The organism is Kitasatospora sp. NPDC057542 (assembly GCF_042801945.1).
Taxonomy (GTDB): Bacteria; Actinomycetota; Actinomycetes; order Streptomycetales; family Streptomycetaceae; genus Kitasatospora.
Map to the genome: position 1 here is coordinate 1 of NZ_JBHVFE010000125.1, position 20445 is coordinate 20445.

Here is a 20445-nt window from a genome sequence, read left to right on the forward strand (position 1 = left end):
CCCCGGCCGCAGCAGCGACCGGGGCCCGCCCGGGGCAGGGGGACCCGAGGCGCGCGGCGCCCGGAGTCCGGTGGTGGTTCAGAGGGCCGCGAGCACCCCGCAGAGGGCGATGAGGCCGCAGATCCCGAAGTTGACCAGCTTGTGCGAGAGGAAGATCGCGGCGAACTCGCGGATGGTCGCGCTCGGCCAGTAGTACCGGGCGGTGGGCGAGCCGAAGACGTGGCCGTTGACGCCGGTCTCGCGGGCGAGCAGCGCGGCCCGGAAGGCGTGGAAGTTGTTGGTGACCACGACACAGCGGTAGCCGGGCTTGGCCTCCTCCATGATGGCCTTGCTGAAGAGCAGGTTCTCCTCGGTGGTGCGCGAGCGGTCCTCCCGCTCGATGTGCTCCTCGGGGAAGCCGCGTTCGACCAGGTAGTCGGCCATCGCGTGGGACTCGGGCAGCTTCTCGTCCGGTCCCTGGCCGCCCGAGGTGATCAGCACCGGCGGGTTGCCGCGGGCGGCCTGCTCCTCGTACACCTCGCGGCCCCGGTTCAGTCGGCTGGCCAGCAGCGGCGGGACGCGCTCGCCGCCGATCAGCCCGGAGCCGAGAACGACCACGAAGTCCACGTCCTGGCGCGGCCGGTGGCGGCCGTAGAGGAAGGCGTAGCCGACGAAGCAGGTGAACAGGAAGGAGACGTAGCCGACCACCAGGACCGCGGTGCCGGCAAGGGCGGCCAGCTGCCGGGAGTGGATGACGAGGGCCGCGACCAGCAGCCCGATGACCCCGAGGATGCCCAGCCCGGCGAGCAGCGACAGCAGGTTCGCCGGCCGCCTGCCCTCCTTGCGGATCATGGTCAGGCCGTTGGCGAGCAGGAACCAGACCAGGGCCGCGGTGCCGAGGGCCGGGAGGAGGACGATGACCGCCGCCACGAGCGTGACCACCATGCTGGGTGCCTTGCGGAGTTCGGCGAGCATGGCGAGGGAGAGGAGGGAGACGGCGATACCGAGCAGGACGGCGTTGCTGAACTGGCGACGGTCGCGTAGTACCCCGATTCCGAACAACAGGAAGAACAGGGCGGCTGGGGCATAGGCGATCATGCGTCAATATCGTAGGGGTAGTCCACCTGGACGAACCGCCCGGTTGCCCGGAGGCGTCGAGGGCCCCGGGGAAGTGCCCGGCTGCCGCCCTGGCCGGTGCGTCGGAGTTCAGGCGAAGCGCTCGATCGCGGCCAGGACCGCTTCACTCATCAGCGGGCTCCCGGTGTGCCCGGCCTCGTCGATGACCGTCAGCCGGGCATCCGGCCAGACCTTGGCCAGCTGCCAGGCGGTGTCGACCGGCCCGCCGAGGTCCAGTCGGCCGTGGATCAGCTCGCCGGGGATTCCGGCCAGCCGCCCGGCGTCACGCAGCAGTTGGCCGTCCGGCAGGAAGGCCTGGTGCGAGAAGTAGTGCGCGGTGATCCGGGTGAAGGTCATCAGCGCGTCGGACGGGCGGTCGGTGTACGCGTTCGGCTTGCCCAGCGTCTCGTGCGAGATGACCGCGTCCTCCCAGGTGGCCCAGGCGTTGGCGGCGGCCCGCCGGACCGACTCGTCGGTGCTGTTGAGCAGCCGGCTGTAGGCGGCGAGCAGCTCGAAGGTGTCCCCGTCCCGGTCGGCGGGCGGCAGGAAGTCCCGGAACTCCTCCCAGGGCCCCGGTAGGAAGCGGCCCACGCCCCGGTAGAGCCAGTCGGTCTCCTCGGGGCGGGTCATGGTGACCCCGCAGATCACGATCGCGGAGACCCGCTCCGGGTGGGCCTGCGCGTACGCGAGGATCAGGGTGGAACCCCACGAGCCGCCGTAGAGCAGCCACTTGTCGATGCCGAGGTGCTCGCGCAGCCGCTCCATGTCGGCGATCAGGTGAGCGGTGGTGTTGTGCTCCAGGCTGGTCGACGGGTCGGCGGCGGGCGGGCGGCTGAGCCCGCAGCCGCGTTGGTCGAACTGGACGAGGTGGTAGCGCTCCGGGTCGAAGTACTTCCGGGAGCCGGGGTTGTGGCCGGAACCGGGTCCGCCGTGCACCACCACGGCCGGCTTGCCCGCCGGGTTGCCGGAGGCGTTCCAGTGGATCCGCTGACCGTCGCCGACGTCCAACAGGCCTTGCGCGTAGGACTCGTAGAGGGGGTACGGCTCGGGCATCGGTGACTCCTCCGTGATCGTACGGGCGGGCCCGACGAGCCTATCCCGGTGCCGGATCCCGAGGTTCGGATCCCGAGGTTCAGATCCCGAGGTCCAGTCCGAAGGCGGCGTCGAAGGACGCGTACCCGACGCACAGGACCAACCAGAAGCCGAGCGCGCCGGTCACGGCGGCCGTGACCCGCCCGGTCCTGGTGCGCTGCTCCTTGGGCCTGCGCCGGTGGCGGATGCCGTGGACGATCCCAAGCAGACCGAGCGCGGCGAGGCCGTAGGCGCCGGCCGGGCCGGCCTCGTGCAGCACCCGGGCGAGGATGAAGGCCCCCGCCAGCGAGGCCGTGGTCAGGGCCAGGAGCGCGATCCCGCCGACGAATTCGAAGACCAGCTCGCCGAGGCAGCCCGTCGACTCCTGGGCGGCGTACGCGGCCGGGCCGACCTGGCCGCCCGGGACCGGTGTCGGGTCCCCGGGCTGATGCCCGGTCGGCTCTCCGGCGCCCGGTCCTCGGCCATGCTCCCGCCCTCCCGGTTTACCCGCTCTTGACTCGGCGCTGATCGTACCGGGTGGCCGGGGCGTTGCTGCAGGTCGGGCGGTCGGGCGGTCGGGCGGTTGGGCGGTCGGGAGGTGGCGTGGCCGGGAGTCGGGCTCAGCGCCGCTCCGGCGGCAGCAGGGCTGCGAGGCCGTCGAGGATCCGCTGGACGCCGAACTCGAAGCGGGCGTCCATGTTCGGCTCGGTGAGGTCGTCGGCCAGGTCGACCAGGTTGGGGAAGGTCTCGGCGGGCAGGGCGCGGAAGAGGTCCCCGGCGGCGTCGGCGATGTCGCGGCGGCTGGTGCCGAGGACCTCGGAGGCCGAGATCGGCGATTGCTCCTGGAGCACGAAGCCCTGGACGAAGGCGCCCAGCAGGTAACTGGCCATGGCGGCGTCGGCGTCGGAGAAGCCGGCTGTGCGGAGCCGGTCCAGCTGGTCCTCCATCAGTCCGAGCAGGTTCGGACCGGGGGCGAGCCGACCGGCGACGACCTTGGCCGCGTCCCGGGTGTCGAGCAGGAGGCGTCGGTAGCGCCAGCAGTACGCGTGGAACTGTTCGCGCCAGTCGCCCTCGCGCGGCGGGGGCTCGGCGGAGCCCATCACCGCGTCGGTGAGCAGGTCGAGCAGCTCCTGCTTGTTGCGGACGTGCCAGTACAGCGAGGCCGCCTTGACGCCGACCTCGGCGGCGACCTTGCGCATGGACAGCCCGGCCAGGCCGTCCCGTTCCAGCACCCGCAGTGCGGCCTGGGCGAGGGCCTCCCTGGTCAGGGCGGGCGTCGCGTCGTCTGTTCCGGGCGTGCCGGTGTGGTTCTGCTGCATGGCTGTGCGGACGCCTCCGACGGTGTGGTGGATTCCCGCTTGAAATCTAACACCGTTAGGTGCATTCTGTGGCTGTCACGTCAATCCCTAACAGTGTTAGGGGTTCACGATCGGGAGGGAACCCATGGAGGAGTCGAGCGCCCGCCGCCGGCGGCTCGCGCTGCTCACGCTCTGTGTCGCCATGTTCATGTCGATGCTGGACAACGTCATTGTCAACAACGCCCTGCCCCGCATCGGCCGGGAACTGGACGCCGGGATCAGCGGCCTGCAATGGGTCGCCGAGGGCTACAGCCTGGTCTACGCGGCCTTCGTGCTGACCGGCGGCGCACTCGGTGACCGGTACGGCCGCACCCGGGTGTTCCGTCTCGGCCTCGCGCTCTTCACGGTCGGTTCGGCGGTGGCCGCGCTCGCCGGGACGATCGGTGTGCTGGTCGGCGCCCGGATGCTCCAGGGCGTCGGCGCCGCGCTGCTCACCCCCGGCAGTCTCACCCTGCTGCGGCACGTCTTCACCGACGAGCAGGAGCGGGCCAAGGCCATCGCCACCTGGTCCGGCGTCTCCGCGCTCGGCCTCTCGGTCGGCCCGGTGGTCGGCGGCCCGATGGTCGAACACCTCGGCTGGGCCAGCGTGTTCTGGATCAACGTGCCGATCGGCGTCGCCGGCCTGCTGCTCGCCGTCCGGGTGCTCCCGGACATCCCGCCGCGCGCCCGCCGGATCGACCTCGGCGGCCTCGCCCTGTCCGCCCCCGGGCTGGGCCTGCTGGTCTACGCGCTGATCGAGGGCCCGTCCCGGGGCTGGACCGACGTGCGGGTGCTCGGCTGCGGCGCCGCGGCCGCCGTGCTGCTGCTCGCCTTCCTGCTGCTCGAACTGCGCCTCGCCGAACCGATGCTGGAGCTGCGGCTGTTCCGCGACGGGATGCTGGGCGGCGCGCTGTTGAGCGGGTTCATGGTCAGCTTCGGGATGTTCGGCGCGTCGTTCTTCCTGCCGCTGATGATGCAGGGCACCCTCGGCTGGTCCCCGGCCGCCGCCGGCTACGCCGGGCTGCCGATGACCGCGATGCTGGTGGCCGCCGCGCCGCTCTCCGGCCGGCTGACCGCCCGCTACGGTCCGCGGCCCCCGCTGGTGCTCGGTCTCGTCCTGTGCGCGGCCGGCCTCGGTGGCCTGTCGCTCTACGGCGACCACGCCCACTACTACGAGTACCTGTGGACGCTGTTCACGATGGGCCTCGGGATGGGGCTGACCTTCACCCCGGTGTCCATCGGGGTGATGCAGCGGGTCGCCCCGGTGCAAGCGGGGATGGCCTCGGCGGCCATCAACACCCTGCGCGAACTCGGTGGCGTGCTCGGGATCGCGGTGCTCGGTGCCGTCCTGACCAACCGGATGACCGAGGAGCTGACCTCGGCCCTGCACCGGCTCGGCGTCCCACCGGAGGCCGCCGGCCCGATCGCGGACGCGCCCACCGGTGCGGCCCAGGATGCCGGCGGCGCGGCCGGAACGCTGCTCGAACCGGTGCGTCAGGCGGTGGACGGTGCCTTCGTCGACGGCATCCACCTCGCGCTGCGCTGCGGGTCGGCCGCGCTCGCCGTCACCGCCGTCCTGGTCGCCGTCCTGCTCGGACGGGCACGCCCGCTCGCCCCGGCAGTCCCCGGTGAGCCGCAGTCGGAGGACCTGGCCGGGGCGGGCGTCGCCTGAGCGGCCGGCCCCGGTGGCGGACCGTCAGGAGATCAGCGGATCCCCTCCACCGCCGCCTGCGCCGTGCGGGCCAGCTCGCGCCGGGCGCCCGCCCGGCTGGGCTGCGGGCCGGGCGGCGGTATCGGCGGCAGGAAGGTCACGTCGGCGACCAGCCCGCGGGCCGCGACCACCCGGGCGAGCGAGGTGAGCAGCCCGTCGTCCCCGACGAAGGCGGGCACGCTGGTCGGTCGTCCGTCCGCCAACCGGTAGCGGATCGTCACCGGCTGGACGTCGGCACCCGCCTCCACTGCGGCCTGGAACAGCGCGGGCCGGAACCGGCCGCTCTCCCGTCCGCACCAGGTCGACCCCTCCGGGAAGACGATCACCGGGTGCCCGGAGCGCAGCACCCCGGTCACCGCCGCCACGGTGTCCGGCAGCGTCCGCAGCCGGTCGCGGTCCAGGAAGACGGTGCCGCCCCAGGCGATCAGGGGGCCGAGCACCGGCCACCGCCGGACCTCGGTCTTGGCCAGCGACCGGCCCGGCCGCCCGGCGGCGAGCAGCGGTACGTCCAGCCAGGACACGTGGTTGGCCACCACGAGCACGCCGCCGTCCGCACCTCCGCCGGGAGGCCCGGCGAGGTGGACGGTCACCCCGAGGGTGCGCAGCACCACCCGCGCCCACAGCCGGATCAGCCGGGTCCGGGAACGGTACGGGAACAGCCGGACCGGCAGGCTGAGCGCGACCCCGGCCAGCACCGCCGCCAGACAGGCCGCCAGCCGCAGTGCCCGCCGGGGGTGCGAGACCTCCGGCGAGGCGTCGGCCAGGCAGGTCTCGGGCCGGCAGGTCGCCGTGGGCAGCCAGACGGTCATGACGAGGCGCCCGCGGCGGGTACGCCGGACAGGAAGTGCCGCAGGTAGCGCGGGTCGGTGCGCTCCAGCGACAGCAGCACGTACAGGTCGGCGCAGTCGAAGTCCGGATCGTGCGCGGGCTCGCCGCAGACCCAGGCGCCGAGCCGCAGGTAGCCGCGGAGCAGGGCCGGCAGCGCACCCCGCTCGGCGCGCACCACCCCGGTGGCATCCCAGCGCCGGTGCGGGGTGACCCGGTACTCCTCGGGCGCCAGGTGCTTGGCGCTGACGGTGTCCCAGACCCGGGCCGCGGTGGCACCGCCGTCCGCCAGCTCGATCGAGCAGCAGCCGCCGACCCAGGTGTTGCCGGTGTCGGCCAGGTAGCGCGCGATGCCGCCCCACATCAGGTTGATGACGGCGCCGTTGCCCCGGTGGTCCGGGTGGATGCAGGAGCGCCCGAGCTCGACCAGGCCGGGGCGGACCGGAGCGAGCGCGGAGAGGTCGAACTCGCCGTCGGAGTACAGCCGTCCGGCCCGGCGGGCGGCCTCGGGGCGCAGCAGCCGGTAGGTGCCGACGACGGCGCCCTGCTCCCCCTCGCGGACCAGCAGGTGGTCGCAGTACTCGTCGAACGGGTCGACGTCCAGGCCCGCGACCGGGCTGTGCAGCACGGCGCCCAGCTCGGTGCCGAAGACCTGGTGGCGCAGCCGCTGGGCAGCGCGCACGTCGTCCTCGTCGCGGGCGAGGGAGACGGTGTACACGGCCGGGGCGGCCTGCCGGGGGCGGGGCGCGGGGACCGCCGGGGCGTCGTGGGCGGTGGTGACTGCGGACGGAGTGTACGTGGGGACGGTGGTCATGGCGGACCCTCCAGGGCAGCACGATCGGCGGTGCCGTGGATCACCAGGGCACCGTCCCGGTCCGCAGGTGGTTGGGCATGGACGCGAACCGGTCCCCGTGTTTCTCTCCGAGCCGGTTGGCATTTATGTTGCGGCCCGGGGGAGCGCAGATGTGCACCTGTTGAATGGGACCACCCGTGGCCCGGCGGTCACCGGCCCGGCACCGGGCGCTCGTCTGCCGGGGGTGGACAACACGCGCCACGGGGGCGTACGGCCGCACCGCACACCCCCGTCGTCACGCCCCTGGTGTCGCGATCGCGACGCGCGGCTCAGACGGCCCGCCAGCCCTCCGGGTCGACCCCGCCCGGGACGGCGCCGCCCGGGCCGTACGGCTCGCGGGTGTAGACGAAGGAGCCGATGTCGAGGTGGCTGACCGTGCCGTCGGGACGGCGGACCACCCGCAGGGTCTCGCCCGCGTAGTAGTTCTCCACACCGGTCCAGGTGCCGTCCGGCTCGGGCCGGAAGCGCGAGCCCCGGCCGGCGCCGGTGAGCGGGGCGAGCTCCAGCACCCGTCCGGGCCGCAGCCGCAGGCCGGCCGGCGCGGCGCCCCAGTACCAGGGGCCGGTGAGGTCCAGCAGCTCCGCGTCCACCTCGGACAGCGGGCGCCACGGTTCGGGCAGCCGGGGCTCGAGTTCGGCGGTGAGTGCGATCAACCGGGCCGCCAGCGAGGCGGCGCTGGCGCCGCTGGTGGCGTTGGAGAGGGCGTACGCGGCCAGGCCGTCGGCCTCGCTGATCCACAGGCCAGCCGTGAAGCCGGGCATCGAGCCGGTGTGCCCGTACAGCAACCGGCCCTCGTGGCGGCGCAGTTGCAGGCCGAGGCCGTAGCCGCTGGTCCACTCCGCGTCGTCCGGGGCGACGGCCGGGGTACGCATCTCGGCGAGGGTGTCGGCGGACAGCACCTTGTCGTCGCCCGCCGTCAGGAACGCCGCCCAGCGGGCCAGGTCGGCGACGGTGGACCAGAGTTGGCCGGCCGGGCCCATCAGACCGGTGTCGGTGAGCGGCTCGGGCAGCAGGACGTCGGCCCACGGGTGGACGGCGAAGCCCCCGGCGTGCGGGTGTTCGGGCAGCAGCGTGGTGCGGTCCATGCCGAGCGGGGCCAGCACCTCGCGGCGCAGCGCCTCGCCCCAGGGCTCGCCGCGCAGCTTCGCCACGAGCGCGCCGAGCAGCGCGTAGCCGGGGTTGGAGTAGTGGTGCACCCGTCCGGCCGGGTGCTTCAGCGGCCGCTCGGCCTCCAGGATGTCGCCGAGGCCGGGCCGCAGCGAGCCCTCGGTCCGTTCCCACCAGGGGCCGGGGGTCTCGGCGGTCAGACCGGCGGAGTGCGAGAGCAGTTGGGCGATGGTCGCGTCGTCGGCGGGGGTGCCCGGCAGGTGGCGGGCGAGCGGGTCGGCGAGGTCGAGCAGGCCCTCGTCGCGCAGCCGCAGCACCAGCACGGCGACGAAGGTCTTGGTGAGCGAGCCGATCCGGTACTGGACGTCCGGGGTCGGTGCGTGACCGTCGATCATGCTGCGGGCGCCGCTCCACACCGGCTGCCCGTCGCGCAGCACCCCGGCGACCATCGAGGGCGTGCGCCCCTCGGCCTGGGCGGCGGCGAGCCGGTGCAGCAGGGCGCGGCGGGTGGCGGGCAGCAGCTCGCCGGGCAGGTCGGTCATGTGGGCTTCTGGACTCATCGACATGTGCACGGAGAGTAGCCCAGCCCGGCCCCGGAACCGATCGAATAATCCGGCCCCGGGCATCCGCCCGACCCCGGTGACAGGCTCAGTCCGGCAGCGGCGGCAGCTCCGGCCGCTCCAGCCAGGCCTCGAAGAACGGGCCGAGCGGCGCGGCGGTGTACCGGGCGGCGTGCGCGCGCAGGTCGGCGGTGGCGACCACGCCGTGCCGGTTGGCGCTGGTCCAGTCCCGCAGCATCGCGAAGAACGCGTCCTCGCCGAGCGCGCGCCGCAGCGCGTGCACCACCAGTCCGCCCCGCTGGTACAGCCGGTCGTCGAACATCAGCTTCCGGCTCGGGTCGCCGAGCCGCAGGTCCTGCGGCAGTCCGGCCAGCAGCCGGTGCGCTGCGGCGGCGTGCACGGCGGCGCCCGGGCCGCCGGCGTGCTCGGACCAGAGCCACTCCGCGTACTTGGCGAAGCCCTCGTTGAGCCAGATGTGCCGCCAGTCGGCGATCGTGACGCTGTTGCCGAACCACTGGTGGGCCAGCTCGTGCGCGATCAACCGCTCGCGCTCCCAGCCGCCGCCGAGGTGGTTGGTGCCGAAGGTGGCGACGCCCTGCGCCTCCACCGGGACGTCCAGCTCCTCGTCCGCGACGACCACCGCGTACTCGCCGAACGGGTACGGGCCGAAGACCTCGCCGAAGTACGCCGCCATCTCGGGCTGCCGGGCGAAGTCCCGGGCGAACGCGGCGGCCAGCCGCTCCGGCACGTAGCCGGTCTGCGGTACCGCCGGGCGCACCGCCAGCGGCACCGCCCGGTAGTGTCCGATCGACACCGTCACCAGGTACGTCGGGGTCGGCGCGCTCTGTTCGTACACCCAGGTCGTGCTGGACGCCCTGGTGGTGCGGGTCAGCAGCCGGCCGCTCGCCACCACCGTGAACGGGGACGGCGTGGTGACGGCCAGCTGGTAGGTCGCCTTGTCGGAGGGCCGGTCGTTGCACGGGAACCAGGACGGCGCGCCGACCGGCTGGCTCGCCACCAGCGCGCCCTCGGTCAGCTCCTCCCAGCCCAGGCCGCCCCACGGGCTGCGCACCGGGCGGGGGTTGCCGGTGTAGTGCACCTCGACGGTGAACGCCGCGCCAGGCGCGAGCGCCTTGGCCGGGCGGATCCGCAGCTTGTTGCCGCGGTGGGTGTAGCGGGCGGCCCGGCCGTCGACCAGCACCCGTCCGATCCGGAACTCGGCCAGGTCGAGCGCGAACTCGGCCAGCGCCGCGTCCGCCACCGCGCTCAGCCGGGCCGAGCCGGCCAGCCGGTTGGGTCCGGGCCGGTAATCCAGCGCCAGCTCGTAGCGGTGCACCCGGAAGCGGTGGTCGCCGCTGTTCGGGAAGTACGGGTCCGGGGCACCGGCGGCCGCGGGGACGTGCTTGGGCTTCACGGGGACGTGCGCTTCCTGCGGGCCGGGACGGGGGGACGGGGAGGTGGTCACGACGTGGTCTGCCACGCCTCGATCGGGTTGCCCAGCCACCGCGTGTCGGCGGGGACGGACTCGGCGCGCATCACCAGCGAGGCCGGGCCCAGCGTGCTGCGCGCGCCCACCGTGCTGCCGGGCAGCACGATGCCGCCCGGGCCCAGGGTGGCGCCCTCGCGGAGGACCACAGTATCCATCCGCATGATCCGGTCGTGGAAGAGGTGCGTCTGCACCACGCAGCCCCGGTTGACGGTGACCCCGTCACCGAGGGTGACCAGGTCCGCCTCCGGCAGCCAGTAGCTCTCGCACCAGACCCCGTGGCCGACGTGCGCGCCGAGCGAGCGCAGCCACAGGTTCAGCACCGGGGTGCCCGGCACCGCGCCGACCAGCCACGGCACCGCCAGCATCTCCACGAAGGTGTCCGCCAGCTCGTTGCGCCACACGAAGCCGCTCCACAGCGGGTGCTCCACCGCCCGGAACCGCCCGACCAGCAGCCACTTGGCCGCCACCGCGACCAGGCAGGCCAGCGCGCCGGCCGCCAGCAGCACCAGGCCGGAGAGCAGCGCGGCGAGCACGGGGGAGCCGGCCGCCAGCCAGGACAGCGTCGCCGCCGTCAGCAGGCCCAGCGCCCCCGAGGCGAGCACCGGTACCAGCCGGGCCAGCTCGACCAGCCCGCGCGCCCACAGCAGCCGGGTCGGCGGCTCGTACGTCAGGCTCTGGTCCGCCTCGTCCACGGCGCGCGGCAGACGCATCGGCGGCATGCCCAGGTACGAGCCGCCCTTCTTCGCCTTCGCCGGCGTCGCCGACAGCACGCCCACCAGGCCCCGCTTGGGCACCGAGCGGCCCGGCGCGGTCATCCCCGAGTTGCCGAGGAAGGCCCGGTCGCCGACCTTCGCCTCGCCCAGGCGCATCCAGCCGCCGCCCAGTTCGTACGGCGCGATCAGGGTGTCGTCGGCCAGGAACGCGCCGTCCCCGACGGTGGTCAGGCTGGGCAGTGCCAGCACCGTGGACACCTCGGCGCCCCGGCCGACCCGCATCCCCAGTGCCCGCAGCCACAGCGGGGTGACCAGCCCGGCGTACAGCGGGAACAGCACCTCCCGGGCCCGGTCCATCAGCTGGGTGACGGTCCACGCCTGCCAGCTGACCCGGCCCTGCAGCGGGTGCACTCCGGGCACCAGGCCGAGGCTCAGCAGCCGGACCAGCGCCACCAGCTGCGCCGCGTACACCGCACCGTACGCCAGGGTGGCGGGCAGCAGGCCGAGCAGCGCGCCGCCGAGCGCCGGGCCGAGGCCCGCGCCCTGGTCGACGAAACGGGAGAGCACGGCCAGCGCGGCCACGGCGGGTGCCACCGGGAGCAGAGCGAGCACGGCGTCGCCGGCGCCGTACAGTGCGGCCCAGGCGGGCCGACGGACCGGAGGCTCCTTGGGCCAGGACCACTCGGCCCGGCCCAGCTTGACGGCGGGCGCGCCGCCCCAGCGCTGGCCGGTCGGCACCTGGCCGGTGACGCTGGAGCCGGGCAGCACCTGGGCGCGCTTGCCGACCCGGGCACCGGGCAGCAACGTCGAACGGGTGCCGACCACCGCGTCGGCGCCGACCTTCACCTGGCCGACCTCCAGCCGGTCGCCGTCCAGCCAGTAGCCGCACAGGTCGACCTCGGCCTCGACGGCGCAGCCCCGGCCCAGCTTGAGCATCCCGGTGACCGGCGGCAGCGAGTGCAGGTCCACCTCGCGGGCGATCTTGGCGCCCAGCGCGCGGGCGTAGGGGACGAGCCAGGCACCGGACAGCGCGGTCGCGCCGCTCAGCTCGGCGAGCCGCTCGGCCGTCCACAGCCGCAGGTGCACGGCGCCGCCGCGCGGGTAGCTGCCGGGGCGCAGGCCGCGCAACAGCAGCCGGGCGCCGCCGGCCCCGATCGCGAGCCGGCCCGGCGCGCTGTACAGCGCGAGCGCGCCCGCGCCGACCCACCACCACGAGGCGGTGGGCGCCCACGGGTAGTCGCCGAGGTGGGCGAGCAGGTTCCCGGCGGCCAGCAGCGCGACCGTCCAGCGCAGGCCGACCACGGTGAACAGCGGGACCAGCAGGAGCAGCTGGAGCAGCTTGGCCCTGGTCGGCACCAGGGTGACGGTCCGGGCCTCGGCGCTCTCGCCGGCGGTGCGCTCCAGGTGCCGGGCGAGCTTGCGCAGCGTCGGGTGCTGGTAGATGTCCAGCACGGCCGCGCTCGGGTAGCGGGTGCGCAGCAGGGTGGTCAGCCGGGCGGCGGCCAGGCTGCCGCCGCCGATCGCGAAGAAGTCGTCGCGGGGGCCGCCGACCCGGACGCCGAGGATCTCCGACCACTGCTCGGCGAGCCACGCCTCGGTGCCGTACAGCTCCTCGCTCGGGCCGGCGCTCTCCAGCTCGGGCAGCGGCCAGGGCAGGGCGTTGCGGTCGACCTTGCCGGAGGTCCGGGTGGGCAGGGTCTCGACGGTCGCCAGCAGCGGGACGAGGGCGGCGGGCAGCTCCGCGCGCAGCCGCTCGACGGCCCGCTCGCGGTCGAAGCCGTCCTGGACCACCAGGTAGCCGACCAGCAGTTGGTTGCCGCCGCGCGCGGTCCGCACGGCAGCCGCCGCGCCCGCCACGCCGGGCAGGGCCTGGAGGGCCGCGTCGACCTCGCCGAGCTCGATCCGGCGGCCGCCCAGTTTGATCTGCTCGTCGGTGCGGCCCAGGAACAGCAGGCCGGCCGGGTCGGCCCGGACCAGGTCGCCGCTGCGGTAGGCGCGCTCCCAGCCCAGCGAGGGCAGCGGCGCGTACTTCTCGGCGTCCTTCTCCGGATCGAGGTAGCGGGCCAGACCCACCCCGCCGATCACCAGCTGCCCGGTGCCGCCGGGGGCGACCGGGACGCCGGCCTCGTCCACCACGGCGAGGTCCCAGCCGTCCAGCGGCAGCCCGATCCGTACCGGGCCCTCGCCGGTCAGCAGGGCGGCGCAGGCGACCACGGTGGCCTCGGTGGGGCCGTAGGTGTTCCACACCTCGCGGCCCTCGGTGACCAGGCGCTGCACCAGCTCGGGCGGGCAGGCCTCGCCGCCGAAGATCAGCAGCCGCACCTCGTTGAGCGCCTCGGCCGGCCACAGTGCGGCCAGGGTCGGGACGGTGGAGACCACGGTGATCTCCTGCTCGGCCAGCCAGGGGCCGAGGTCGGCGCCGCTGCGTACCTGGGAGCGGGGGACCGGCACCAGGCAGGCGCCGTGCCGCCAGGCCAGCCACATCTCCTCGCAGGAGGCGTCGAAGGCCACCGAGAGGCCGGCCATCACCCGGTCGCCGGGGCCGATCGGCTCCTCCTGGAGGAAGAGCGCGGCCTCGGCGTCCACGAAGGCGGCGGCGTTGAGGTGGCTGACGGCCACGCCCTTGGGCTTGCCGGTCGACCCGGAGGTGAAGATGATCCAGGCGTCGTCGGCCGGGGTGGGGCGGCGTTCCGGGGCGGGCGCCCGCTCGGTGGCGGTCGCCAGGTCGCGCCCGGCGCCGAGCAGGGCGGCGACGGCGGCCTCGCCGAAGACCAGCTCGGCGCGCTCGTCCGGGTCCTCGGCGTCCACCGGGACGTAGGCGGCCCCGGCGGCGAGCACCGCGAGGATCGAGACGTACAGGTCGTTGGTGCCCGAGGGCACGCGCACGCCGACCCGGTCGCCCGGGCCGATCCCGGCGGCGGCCAGCCGGCGGCGCAGCTGCTCGACCTCGGCGGCCAGCACGCGGTAGCTGAGCACGGTCTGCCCGTCGTCCAGGGCGGGCTCGTCGGGGTGGGCGCGCACGGTGGCGTCCAGCACGTCGACCAGGGTGCGCGGGGCGGCCGCCGGGCGGCCGGGGAACAGGGCGCGCGCCGGGTCGGCCGGTGGCCCCGGCTCCACCTGCGCTCCGTGCACGGGCTCGGCCTGCGGCGTCGGCTCCTGTGGCGGCGTGGCGTACTGCTCCGGGTGGCTCGGTTCAGCTGTCATGGCAGCCGTGCGCTCCTCGTCCTCGCCCCGTTCCGACCGATGCCCGGCCCGTGGGGCGGTGGGAGCACCGCCTGACCGGGTGATCCCACTCCGGGGCCGGAGCGGACAACCCGACCGATGCTAGCCCCGGGGCGGCGACCGGGCAGGAGCGGACACTCGGCCCAACTGGCTCCGGAATGGCTGAATCTGATGACATGTCAGTTCACAAACTGAGGCTTATCTTCCCCGAAGTGACAACGCGTCAGTCGAATTGACGGTTCGTCAGGTCGATTTTTCGATCGTGATCCATGACACAGTGAATGCTGCTCCCTTCGGGTGGCGGGCCGGGTCCCTCGGGCCGGCCCTGCCGGTCCGGGCCCGGCCCGCCGTGCTGCCCGCCGGTCAGCGGAACCGGTGCAGGTTCTCGCCGAGGAAGGCCTCCAGGGTGCGCGGAGCGCGTCCGGCGAGGCGGAGGAAGGTGTCGTCGGGCGTCTCCTTGCGGGCCACCGCGAGTTGCTGGATCTCCACCACGTGGGTGGCCAGCCAGTCCGGCATCCCGGCCCGGCCGACCAGGTGGGCGTGCAGCTCGGACGGGCTCAGGTCGAGGTAGCGGACCGGCCGGCCGAGCAGTTCGCCCAGCAGCGCGGTGAGCTCCGGGTGGCTGTAGGCCCGTCCACCGGTGAGCGGGTAGCGGCCGCCGGCCAGCTCGGGGCGGGTGAGCACCTCGGCCGCGGCGTCCCCGATGTCCCGGACGTCCACGTAGTTGCACCGCGCCTGCCCCAGCGCGCCGTGCACCACCCCGGTGGCGGCGATGCCGGGCGCCAGGAGCAGCAGCTTCTGCATGAACGCGTACGGCCGCAGGACGGTGGTGGTGATGCCGGAGGACCGCAGCCGTTCCTCGATCAGGTGGTGGCCGCGGGAGACGGCGACGGGGGAGTCCGGCTCGGCGGCGGGCGCGGAGACCTTGACGATGTGTTCCACGCCGCAGTCGATCGCCGCCTCGATCGCGTTCAGCTCGTACCGGACCTGCTGCGGGCCGTTGGCCATGGTGAGGAAGAGCTGGTGTGCGCCGCGGAAGGCCGCGCGCAGGGAGGCCGGATCGGCGGCGTCGGCCGGGAGGGTGGCGGTGCGGGCGAGCGTGCGCTCGTCGAGCGCGGCGGCCAGGCGGGCGGGGTCGCGGCTGAGGGCGCGGCTCGGTGCGCCGAGGGCGGCGAGGCTGCGCAGGGTCGCGCCGCCGGTGGCGCCTCCGGCGCCCATGATGACGATCATGACGTCTGCCTTTCGGGCTGGGGTGCGGTGGGGAGTCGGTGCTGCGGGGTGCGGGTCGGGCGGCTGCCGCGCCAGCGCCAGGTGGTGATGGTGGCGGCGATCGCCGAGGAGACCGGTAGGTCGACCGGCAGCCGGTGCGGCCACGGGCTGTCGGCGAGGGCCGGGACCTGCGGCAGCCAGCGGGCGGCGGCCAGGCCGGCGGCCAGGCCCAGGGCGGCGGCGGCCAGGCCGAGTGCGGCAGCCGCGAGCGGGCGCGGGGTACGGGCGGGACGGGCGCGGACGGGCCGGCGGCGCAGCACGGCGCCGAGTGCGGCGGCCACCAGGGCGGAGGTGCCGCCGATGGTGGTGAGCGCTGCGGCCACCAGCTGCGGCTGGCCGGTGACGGCTCCGCCGGTTCCGGCCGTGGCGGCGGGCATGGCGTAGGCGACCAGGACCTCGCGCCACAGGACGAAGGGCGGCGGAGCGCCGGGAATCTTCTTGCTCATGGGTCGGACTTCCTTCCGTTGCACTCAGGTGCCTAAGTATTTGTGCTTAGGCACCTAACTATTTGGGCTGAGGAGAGGCGGGCCGCCGGACGGCGGTCCGCCTGGGTGCGGATCAGTCCTCGGTGAGCGCGTCCATGCCCGCGACCACCCTGGCCAGCAGGTCCAGGAAGGTGGTGCGCTCCTCGGGGGAGAGGCCCCCGACCAGGGCCTGCATCCGGGTGAAGTGCTCGGGCGCCAGCTCCCGCAGCCTGTCGGCGCCCCGTGCGGTGAGGATCACCACGTTGCCGCGGCCGTCCTCGGTGGACGGCCGACGGGCCACCAGCCCCTCCCGCTCCAGGCCGTCGACCAGGCCGGTCACGGTCGCCCGGGAGACGCCGAGACTCGTCGCGAGCTGGGAGGGGGACTTCTCGCCGCCGTGGTCCTCCAGGTCCGCCAGCAGTCGGTAGCGGCCGGTGGAGAGGCCGAAGCGGCCGAAGTGCACCTCGCCGGCCTGGCCGAGCCGGGCGCCCGCCGCCATCAGCCGGGTCGCGACCAGGATCGCCTGCGGATCGGCCGTGAGGCCGTAACGGGCGATCTGGCGGCGGGCCTGGTCGAGGCTGGGGGCGGTGGGGCCGGTCTCGGGCTGCTGGGTCACGAAAGTAATATGGCGCCTAACCTGATTCCCGGTCAAGCGGGGGATCGGGTTGTTGCCTAGGCGGCACGGCGAGCGATCCGGGGTGGCGTCCAGTCGGCGTGCCGCAGGACGGTCCGGACCATCGCGCCGGGCGGGGTGAGCCGGATCGCGGCATTGCGCAGACCGACCGCCAGCGGGTTCGCGAGCTGCTGGCCCATCCGGCCGGCCCGGCGGGCGTCGCGGGCCACGGTCTGGCTGCGCGGGCGGCGGGCCGCGTCGTAGTGGGCGAGCGCGCCCTCGACCGTCCGGGCCTCGGCGAGCGCCGCTGCCAGGGTCACCGCGTCCTCCAGCGCCTGGCAGGCGCCCTGGCCGAGGTGGGGCGTCATGGCGTGAGCCGCGTCGCCGAGCAGCGCGATCCGGCCCGAGACGTACGACGGCAGCGGGGTGTCCAGCGCGTTGACGTCGTGGTGCAGTACCGCCTCGGGTCGGGTCGCGGCCAGCAGTGAGGGGATCGGCTCGTGCCAGCGGGCGAAGCGGCGGCGGACCTCGGTCAGTGGGTCCCGGTAGCGGATCCCGGCCGGGGCGTTCAGGACGGCGTGCCACTCGGCGGTGCCGTCCGGGAAGGCGATGTGGCCGAACTCGGCGCCGTGGCCCCAGGTCAGCTCGAAGTCGGCCTTGAGCCCGTCGACCGGGTGCTCGGTGATCGCCCGCAGCACCGTCGAGCCGCTGTAGGCCGGCCCGGGGTGGGCCGGGAAGAGGCGGCGCCGGACACGGCTGTTGATGCCGTCGGCCGCCACCAGCAGGTCGGCTTCCAGAGTGGTGCCGTCGAAGCCGGCGCGGACCCGCAGTGGCTGGGTGGTGTCCAGCTCGGTGACCTCGGCGCCGATGACGAGGGACTCGGTGGGCAGCGCCTCGCGCAGGATGCGGTGCAGGGCCGCGCGGGGTATGCCGACGATCGGGGCGCCCAGTTCGCGTTCCAGCGCGGCCCCGTCCATCGCGGCGAGCCGGCGCCCGTCCGGCGTCCGGGTGCCGCCGGTGTACTGGCGGCGCGCGGCCGCCTCGACCGCCTCGCCGACGCCGAGGGCGGCGAGCGAGCGCATCCCGTTGGCGGCCAGTGAGATGCCGGCGCCCGCGTCGTCCAGGACGGCCGCCCGCTCGACCACGGTCACGTCCCATCCCGCCAGCCGGAGCCCGATCGCGGCCGCCAGTCCGCCGATCCCGCCTCCGACCACCACCGCGCTGTTGCCGCTCATGCCCGGTCCTTCCCGTGTCGCCGCGCTGTTTTCTACATCTGTAGAAGGAGCGTACTACGGGGCTTTCGACAGGCGGACGGGGGTGTCGGGGGTGGCGGGGGCCGCCCGGGCGGTGGGATGCCGGCGGCCGGGACCGGTCCGGACCGAGCGGGTGCGCGGCGGGGTGGCGCGGGGCCGGTAGAAAGGGGGGATGCGGCGAAACGAGGATCGGAAGCGGGACGATGCGGGGCGGCCGGACCGGCGGACGGTGTTGGCGGACGCCGCGATCGGGGTGCTCGCGGACCTCGGCGTGCGAGGACTGACCCACCGTGCGGTCGACGCGGCGGCGGGGCTGCCGGTCGGGACCACCTCGGCCTACCTGCGAACCAGGCAGGCGCTGCTCACCGCACTGGTGCGGCGGCTGGTGGAGCTGGACCAGGGCGAGCTGCACGCCATGGGGGAACAGGTGCCGGTCCGTTCGGCCGCGGAACTGGCCGACGGAATCGGCGCGTTGATGCGGCGGCGGCTGTCCGGTGACGGGCGGCGGCGCTCGCTCGCCCGGTACGCCTGCGCGGTGGAGAGCGTGCGCGATCCCGAGCTGCGCGAGATCCTCGTCCCGCGGGAGAACGCCGGGCGCGCCGCTGTCCGCGCGTTCCTCGCCGCCCAGGGGGTGCCCGACCCCGACGGACGGACGGCCACGCTGCTGGCCTGCATCGACGGCCTGGTCTTCGAGCACCTGGTGGGCGGCGGGGAGCCCGCGGCCGACGCGATCCAGGGGCTGGTGGCGGCCGCCCTGAGGGTGGCGGCCGCCGGCTGAGGCGAGTTTGACGCGGCCCGCACGAACCGGACCCCGCCCGGCCCGCGTCCGGCGGCACGCCGCCGCGCCGGAGAACGCGCGGGAGATCATCGCCATCGCGCTGATCGAGAGTGACCGCGGGTCGTCACGGCCGGCCGCGTCACAGCGGAGGCACCCGGGAGGTGGGCCGTGCCGGGAATCCGGACACCGGGCCGGCTCCGCCGACCCGGACGGCCTACGGCGGGTTGGTGCGTTCGGTTGATGCGGCATCAGGTCAATCAAACGTCAAGTTGGTTCATTCACAGAATGTTCTGCGATCCGCGGTACGTCGAGCGGATGATTTCCGCTGCTCCCAGGTCTTCACAGAGAGATCTCCGGCTGACAGGCTGGGGCCGCCCTTTCAGTACGGAGGAGGTTCCTTGTCCCGCATATCCACGTTGGCCGGAGCAGTCACCTGCGCCCTCGCGCTTGTCACCGGCACCGCCGTCGCCGCGTCGGCGGCGCCCTTCGACCAGGCCCCGGGCCTGGCCGAGGCGAAGGTCGACCCCGTCGCCTGGACGCCGTGCAACCCCGACCCGAGCAAGCCGGACCCCGGCATCTACGACTGTGCCGTCTACCCCGTGCCGCTGGACTACGACAACCCGTCGGGCGAGAAGATCGGCATCGCCATGATGCGGCGGCGCGCGAGCGACCCGTCGAAGCGGATCGGCTCGTTGTTCCTCAACCCCGGCGGCCCGGGCGGCAGCGGCTACATGTGGGCGACCACCTCCCGCTTCGGTGCCGAGGTGCAGTCCAAGTTCGACCTGGTCGGCTTCGACCCGCGCGGCGTGGCCCGAAGCAACCCGCTCAAGTGCTTCAAGACCCAGGAAGACGCCGATGCGGTCACCAACCGCATGGTCGGCGTGCCGGTCACCAAGGCCGAGATCAACGAGACGCTGGACGCGGACCAGGACTACAGCGACGCGTGCAGCAAGAACGCCGGCCCGCTGATCGAGCACATGTCGACCATCAACGTGGTGCGCGACCTCGACCGGATGCGCCGCGCCGTCGGTGACTCCCAGCTCACCTTCGCGGGCTTCTCCTACGGCACCCTGATCGGTTCGACGTACGCCAACATGTACCCGAACAAGGTCCGCGCGATCATCGTCGACGGCAACGTCGACCCGAACCTGCGCCTGCACAACGGCATGGAGTACGACCGCCAGCGGGCGAACGGCTTCGAGCTGGCCCTGGACGAGTTCCTGAAGCGCTGCCAGGCTGCCGGCGCCCCGCGCTGCGCCTTCGGCGAGGGCGACACCCGGGCCAAGTTCGACCAGCTCCGCGACCACCTGCGGACCAGCCCGATCACGCTGCCGAACGGCTCCCAGGTGACCCTGAGCAGCTTCACCGGCGAGGTGGCCAGCGCCCTGTACTCGCAGGCCAAGCTGGCCCCGCTGGCCAAGTCGCTCCAGGCGACCTACCAGGTGTTCCAGAAGCCGGCCGCGACCGCCCTGCTGGCCCCGCAGGCGAACGTCTCGGACGAGGACGCCAACCTGCTCTCGGTGAACGTCCCGCGGGCGGCGCTGCGGGAGGCCCCGGTCGACTCCGAGTACACCGCGGACGACTCCTACCTGGCCGTCAACTGCCAGGACAAGCCGTACCCGTCCAACGACCGGGTGTTCGCGACCGCGGCCAAGACCTGGGAGAAGGAGGCGCCGACCTTCGGCCGCTACCAGGCCTTCGACGCGCCGGCGTGCGCGAGCTGGCCGGCCCCGGCCCGGGACGCCGAGCGCTTCTCCGGCCCGTGGAACAAGAAGACCTCCAACACCGTGATGGTGATCGGCAACCTCTACGACCCGGCCACCCAGTACAAGTTCGCGCAGCGGATGCAGCAGGAGCTGGGCAACGCCGTGCTGGTCAGCGTCGACTCGATCGAGCACTGTGCCGTGGGCCGCAGCACGGCGCTGAACCAGATGGTCACCCGCTACCTGGTGGACGGCACCGCGCCGCAGCCCGGCCAGCTGCTGAAGCCGGACGCGGAGATCTTCCCGGCAGTCTGACGTGACAGCCCCCGGTGACCCGGGGGACGAGGTGACGGTCGTGGTGGTCGGCGGTGCTGCCGGCCAC

Annotated in this window: 16 protein-coding genes; 3 read left to right on the forward strand and 13 right to left on the reverse strand. The window is 74.2% G+C overall.

The window, feature by feature from the left end; genetic code table 11:
- Positions 1-78: 78 nt before the first annotated feature.
- From ACFU7Y_RS17925 to ACFU7Y_RS17940, 4 genes are all read right to left on the reverse strand, one after another.
- On the reverse strand, positions 79-1077 hold the full coding sequence (locus ACFU7Y_RS17925; protein ID WP_224277204.1) for a YdcF family protein: 999 nt from the start codon (positions 1075-1077) through the stop codon (positions 79-81).
- A gap of 108 nt (positions 1078-1185) precedes the next feature.
- Positions 1186-2148, reverse strand: a complete 963-nt coding sequence (gene pip / locus ACFU7Y_RS17930; RefSeq protein ID WP_224277202.1) for a prolyl aminopeptidase — start codon at positions 2146-2148, stop codon at positions 1186-1188.
- Between the two features lie 79 nt (positions 2149-2227).
- Positions 2228-2446 carry a hypothetical protein gene (locus ACFU7Y_RS17935; protein WP_224277200.1) on the reverse strand — a complete coding sequence of 73 codons (219 nt, stop codon included), beginning with the start codon at positions 2444-2446 and terminating at the stop codon, positions 2228-2230.
- A gap of 340 nt (positions 2447-2786) precedes the next feature.
- A complete protein-coding gene (locus ACFU7Y_RS17940; protein ID WP_224277198.1) occupies positions 2787-3485 on the reverse strand; it encodes a TetR/AcrR family transcriptional regulator in 699 nt (232 codons plus the stop codon).
- A 124-nt stretch (positions 3486-3609) separates the two neighbouring features.
- Here ACFU7Y_RS17940 and ACFU7Y_RS17945 point away from each other — a divergent pair, with 124 nt between their 5' ends.
- Complete coding sequence (locus ACFU7Y_RS17945) at positions 3610-5175, forward strand: MFS transporter (protein WP_224277196.1); 1566 nt, start codon at positions 3610-3612, stop codon at positions 5173-5175.
- A 32-nt stretch (positions 5176-5207) separates the two neighbouring features.
- Here ACFU7Y_RS17945 and ACFU7Y_RS17950 read toward each other — a convergent pair whose 3' ends face one another.
- The 9 genes from ACFU7Y_RS17950 to ACFU7Y_RS17990 all read right to left on the reverse strand — a co-directional run bounded on the left by ACFU7Y_RS17950 (position 5208) and on the right by ACFU7Y_RS17990 (position 17564).
- The gene (locus tag ACFU7Y_RS17950) at positions 5208-6023 is read right to left on the reverse strand and encodes a lysophospholipid acyltransferase family protein (RefSeq protein ID WP_380768713.1); all 816 of its coding nucleotides are present in this window, start codon (positions 6021-6023) and stop codon (positions 5208-5210) included.
- Entirely contained in the window at positions 6020-6853 is an 834-nt protein-coding gene (locus tag ACFU7Y_RS17955; protein ID WP_224277192.1) for a GNAT family N-acetyltransferase, read from the reverse strand. The genes ACFU7Y_RS17950 and ACFU7Y_RS17955 overlap by 4 nt, the downstream gene beginning before the upstream one ends.
- Before the next feature lie 308 nt (positions 6854-7161).
- The gene (locus ACFU7Y_RS17960; RefSeq protein ID WP_224277190.1) at positions 7162-8541 is read right to left on the reverse strand and encodes a serine hydrolase; all 1380 of its coding nucleotides are present in this window, start codon (positions 8539-8541) and stop codon (positions 7162-7164) included.
- 106 nt (positions 8542-8647) lie between these two features.
- On the reverse strand, positions 8648-9973 hold the full coding sequence (locus ACFU7Y_RS17965) for a M1 family metallopeptidase (RefSeq protein WP_224277188.1): 1326 nt from the start codon (positions 9971-9973) through the stop codon (positions 8648-8650).
- 47 nt (positions 9974-10020) lie between these two features.
- Positions 10021-13965 carry a Pls/PosA family non-ribosomal peptide synthetase gene (locus ACFU7Y_RS17970; protein ID WP_380768715.1) on the reverse strand — a complete coding sequence of 1315 codons (3945 nt, stop codon included), beginning with the start codon at positions 13963-13965 and terminating at the stop codon, positions 10021-10023.
- A gap of 381 nt (positions 13966-14346) precedes the next feature.
- Positions 14347-15213 (reverse strand): NmrA family NAD(P)-binding protein, encoded by an 867-nt coding sequence (locus ACFU7Y_RS17975; RefSeq protein ID WP_380768717.1) that lies wholly within the window; start codon positions 15211-15213, stop codon positions 14347-14349.
- Positions 15210-15698: a hypothetical protein gene (locus tag ACFU7Y_RS17980; protein ID WP_380768719.1), complete on the reverse strand. Its 489-nt coding sequence runs from the start codon at positions 15696-15698 to the stop codon at positions 15210-15212. Before ACFU7Y_RS17980 ends, ACFU7Y_RS17975 begins: the two co-directional genes overlap by 4 nt.
- A gap of 112 nt (positions 15699-15810) precedes the next feature.
- Positions 15811-16332, reverse strand: coding sequence for a MarR family winged helix-turn-helix transcriptional regulator (locus ACFU7Y_RS17985; RefSeq protein ID WP_224283549.1), 522 nt, complete (start codon positions 16330-16332; stop codon positions 15811-15813).
- 56 nt (positions 16333-16388) lie between these two features.
- Positions 16389-17564, reverse strand: coding sequence for an FAD-dependent monooxygenase (locus tag ACFU7Y_RS17990; protein WP_224283548.1), 1176 nt, complete (start codon positions 17562-17564; stop codon positions 16389-16391).
- Positions 17565-17754: 190 nt separating this feature from the next.
- Between ACFU7Y_RS17990 and ACFU7Y_RS17995 the strand changes: the two genes are divergently transcribed.
- Positions 17755-18360, forward strand: a complete 606-nt coding sequence (locus ACFU7Y_RS17995) for a TetR/AcrR family transcriptional regulator (protein WP_224283547.1) — start codon at positions 17755-17757, stop codon at positions 18358-18360.
- A gap of 398 nt (positions 18361-18758) precedes the next feature.
- Positions 18759-20378, forward strand: a complete 1620-nt coding sequence (locus ACFU7Y_RS18000; RefSeq protein WP_224283546.1) for an alpha/beta hydrolase — start codon at positions 18759-18761, stop codon at positions 20376-20378.
- Positions 20379-20445 lie beyond the last annotated feature (67 nt).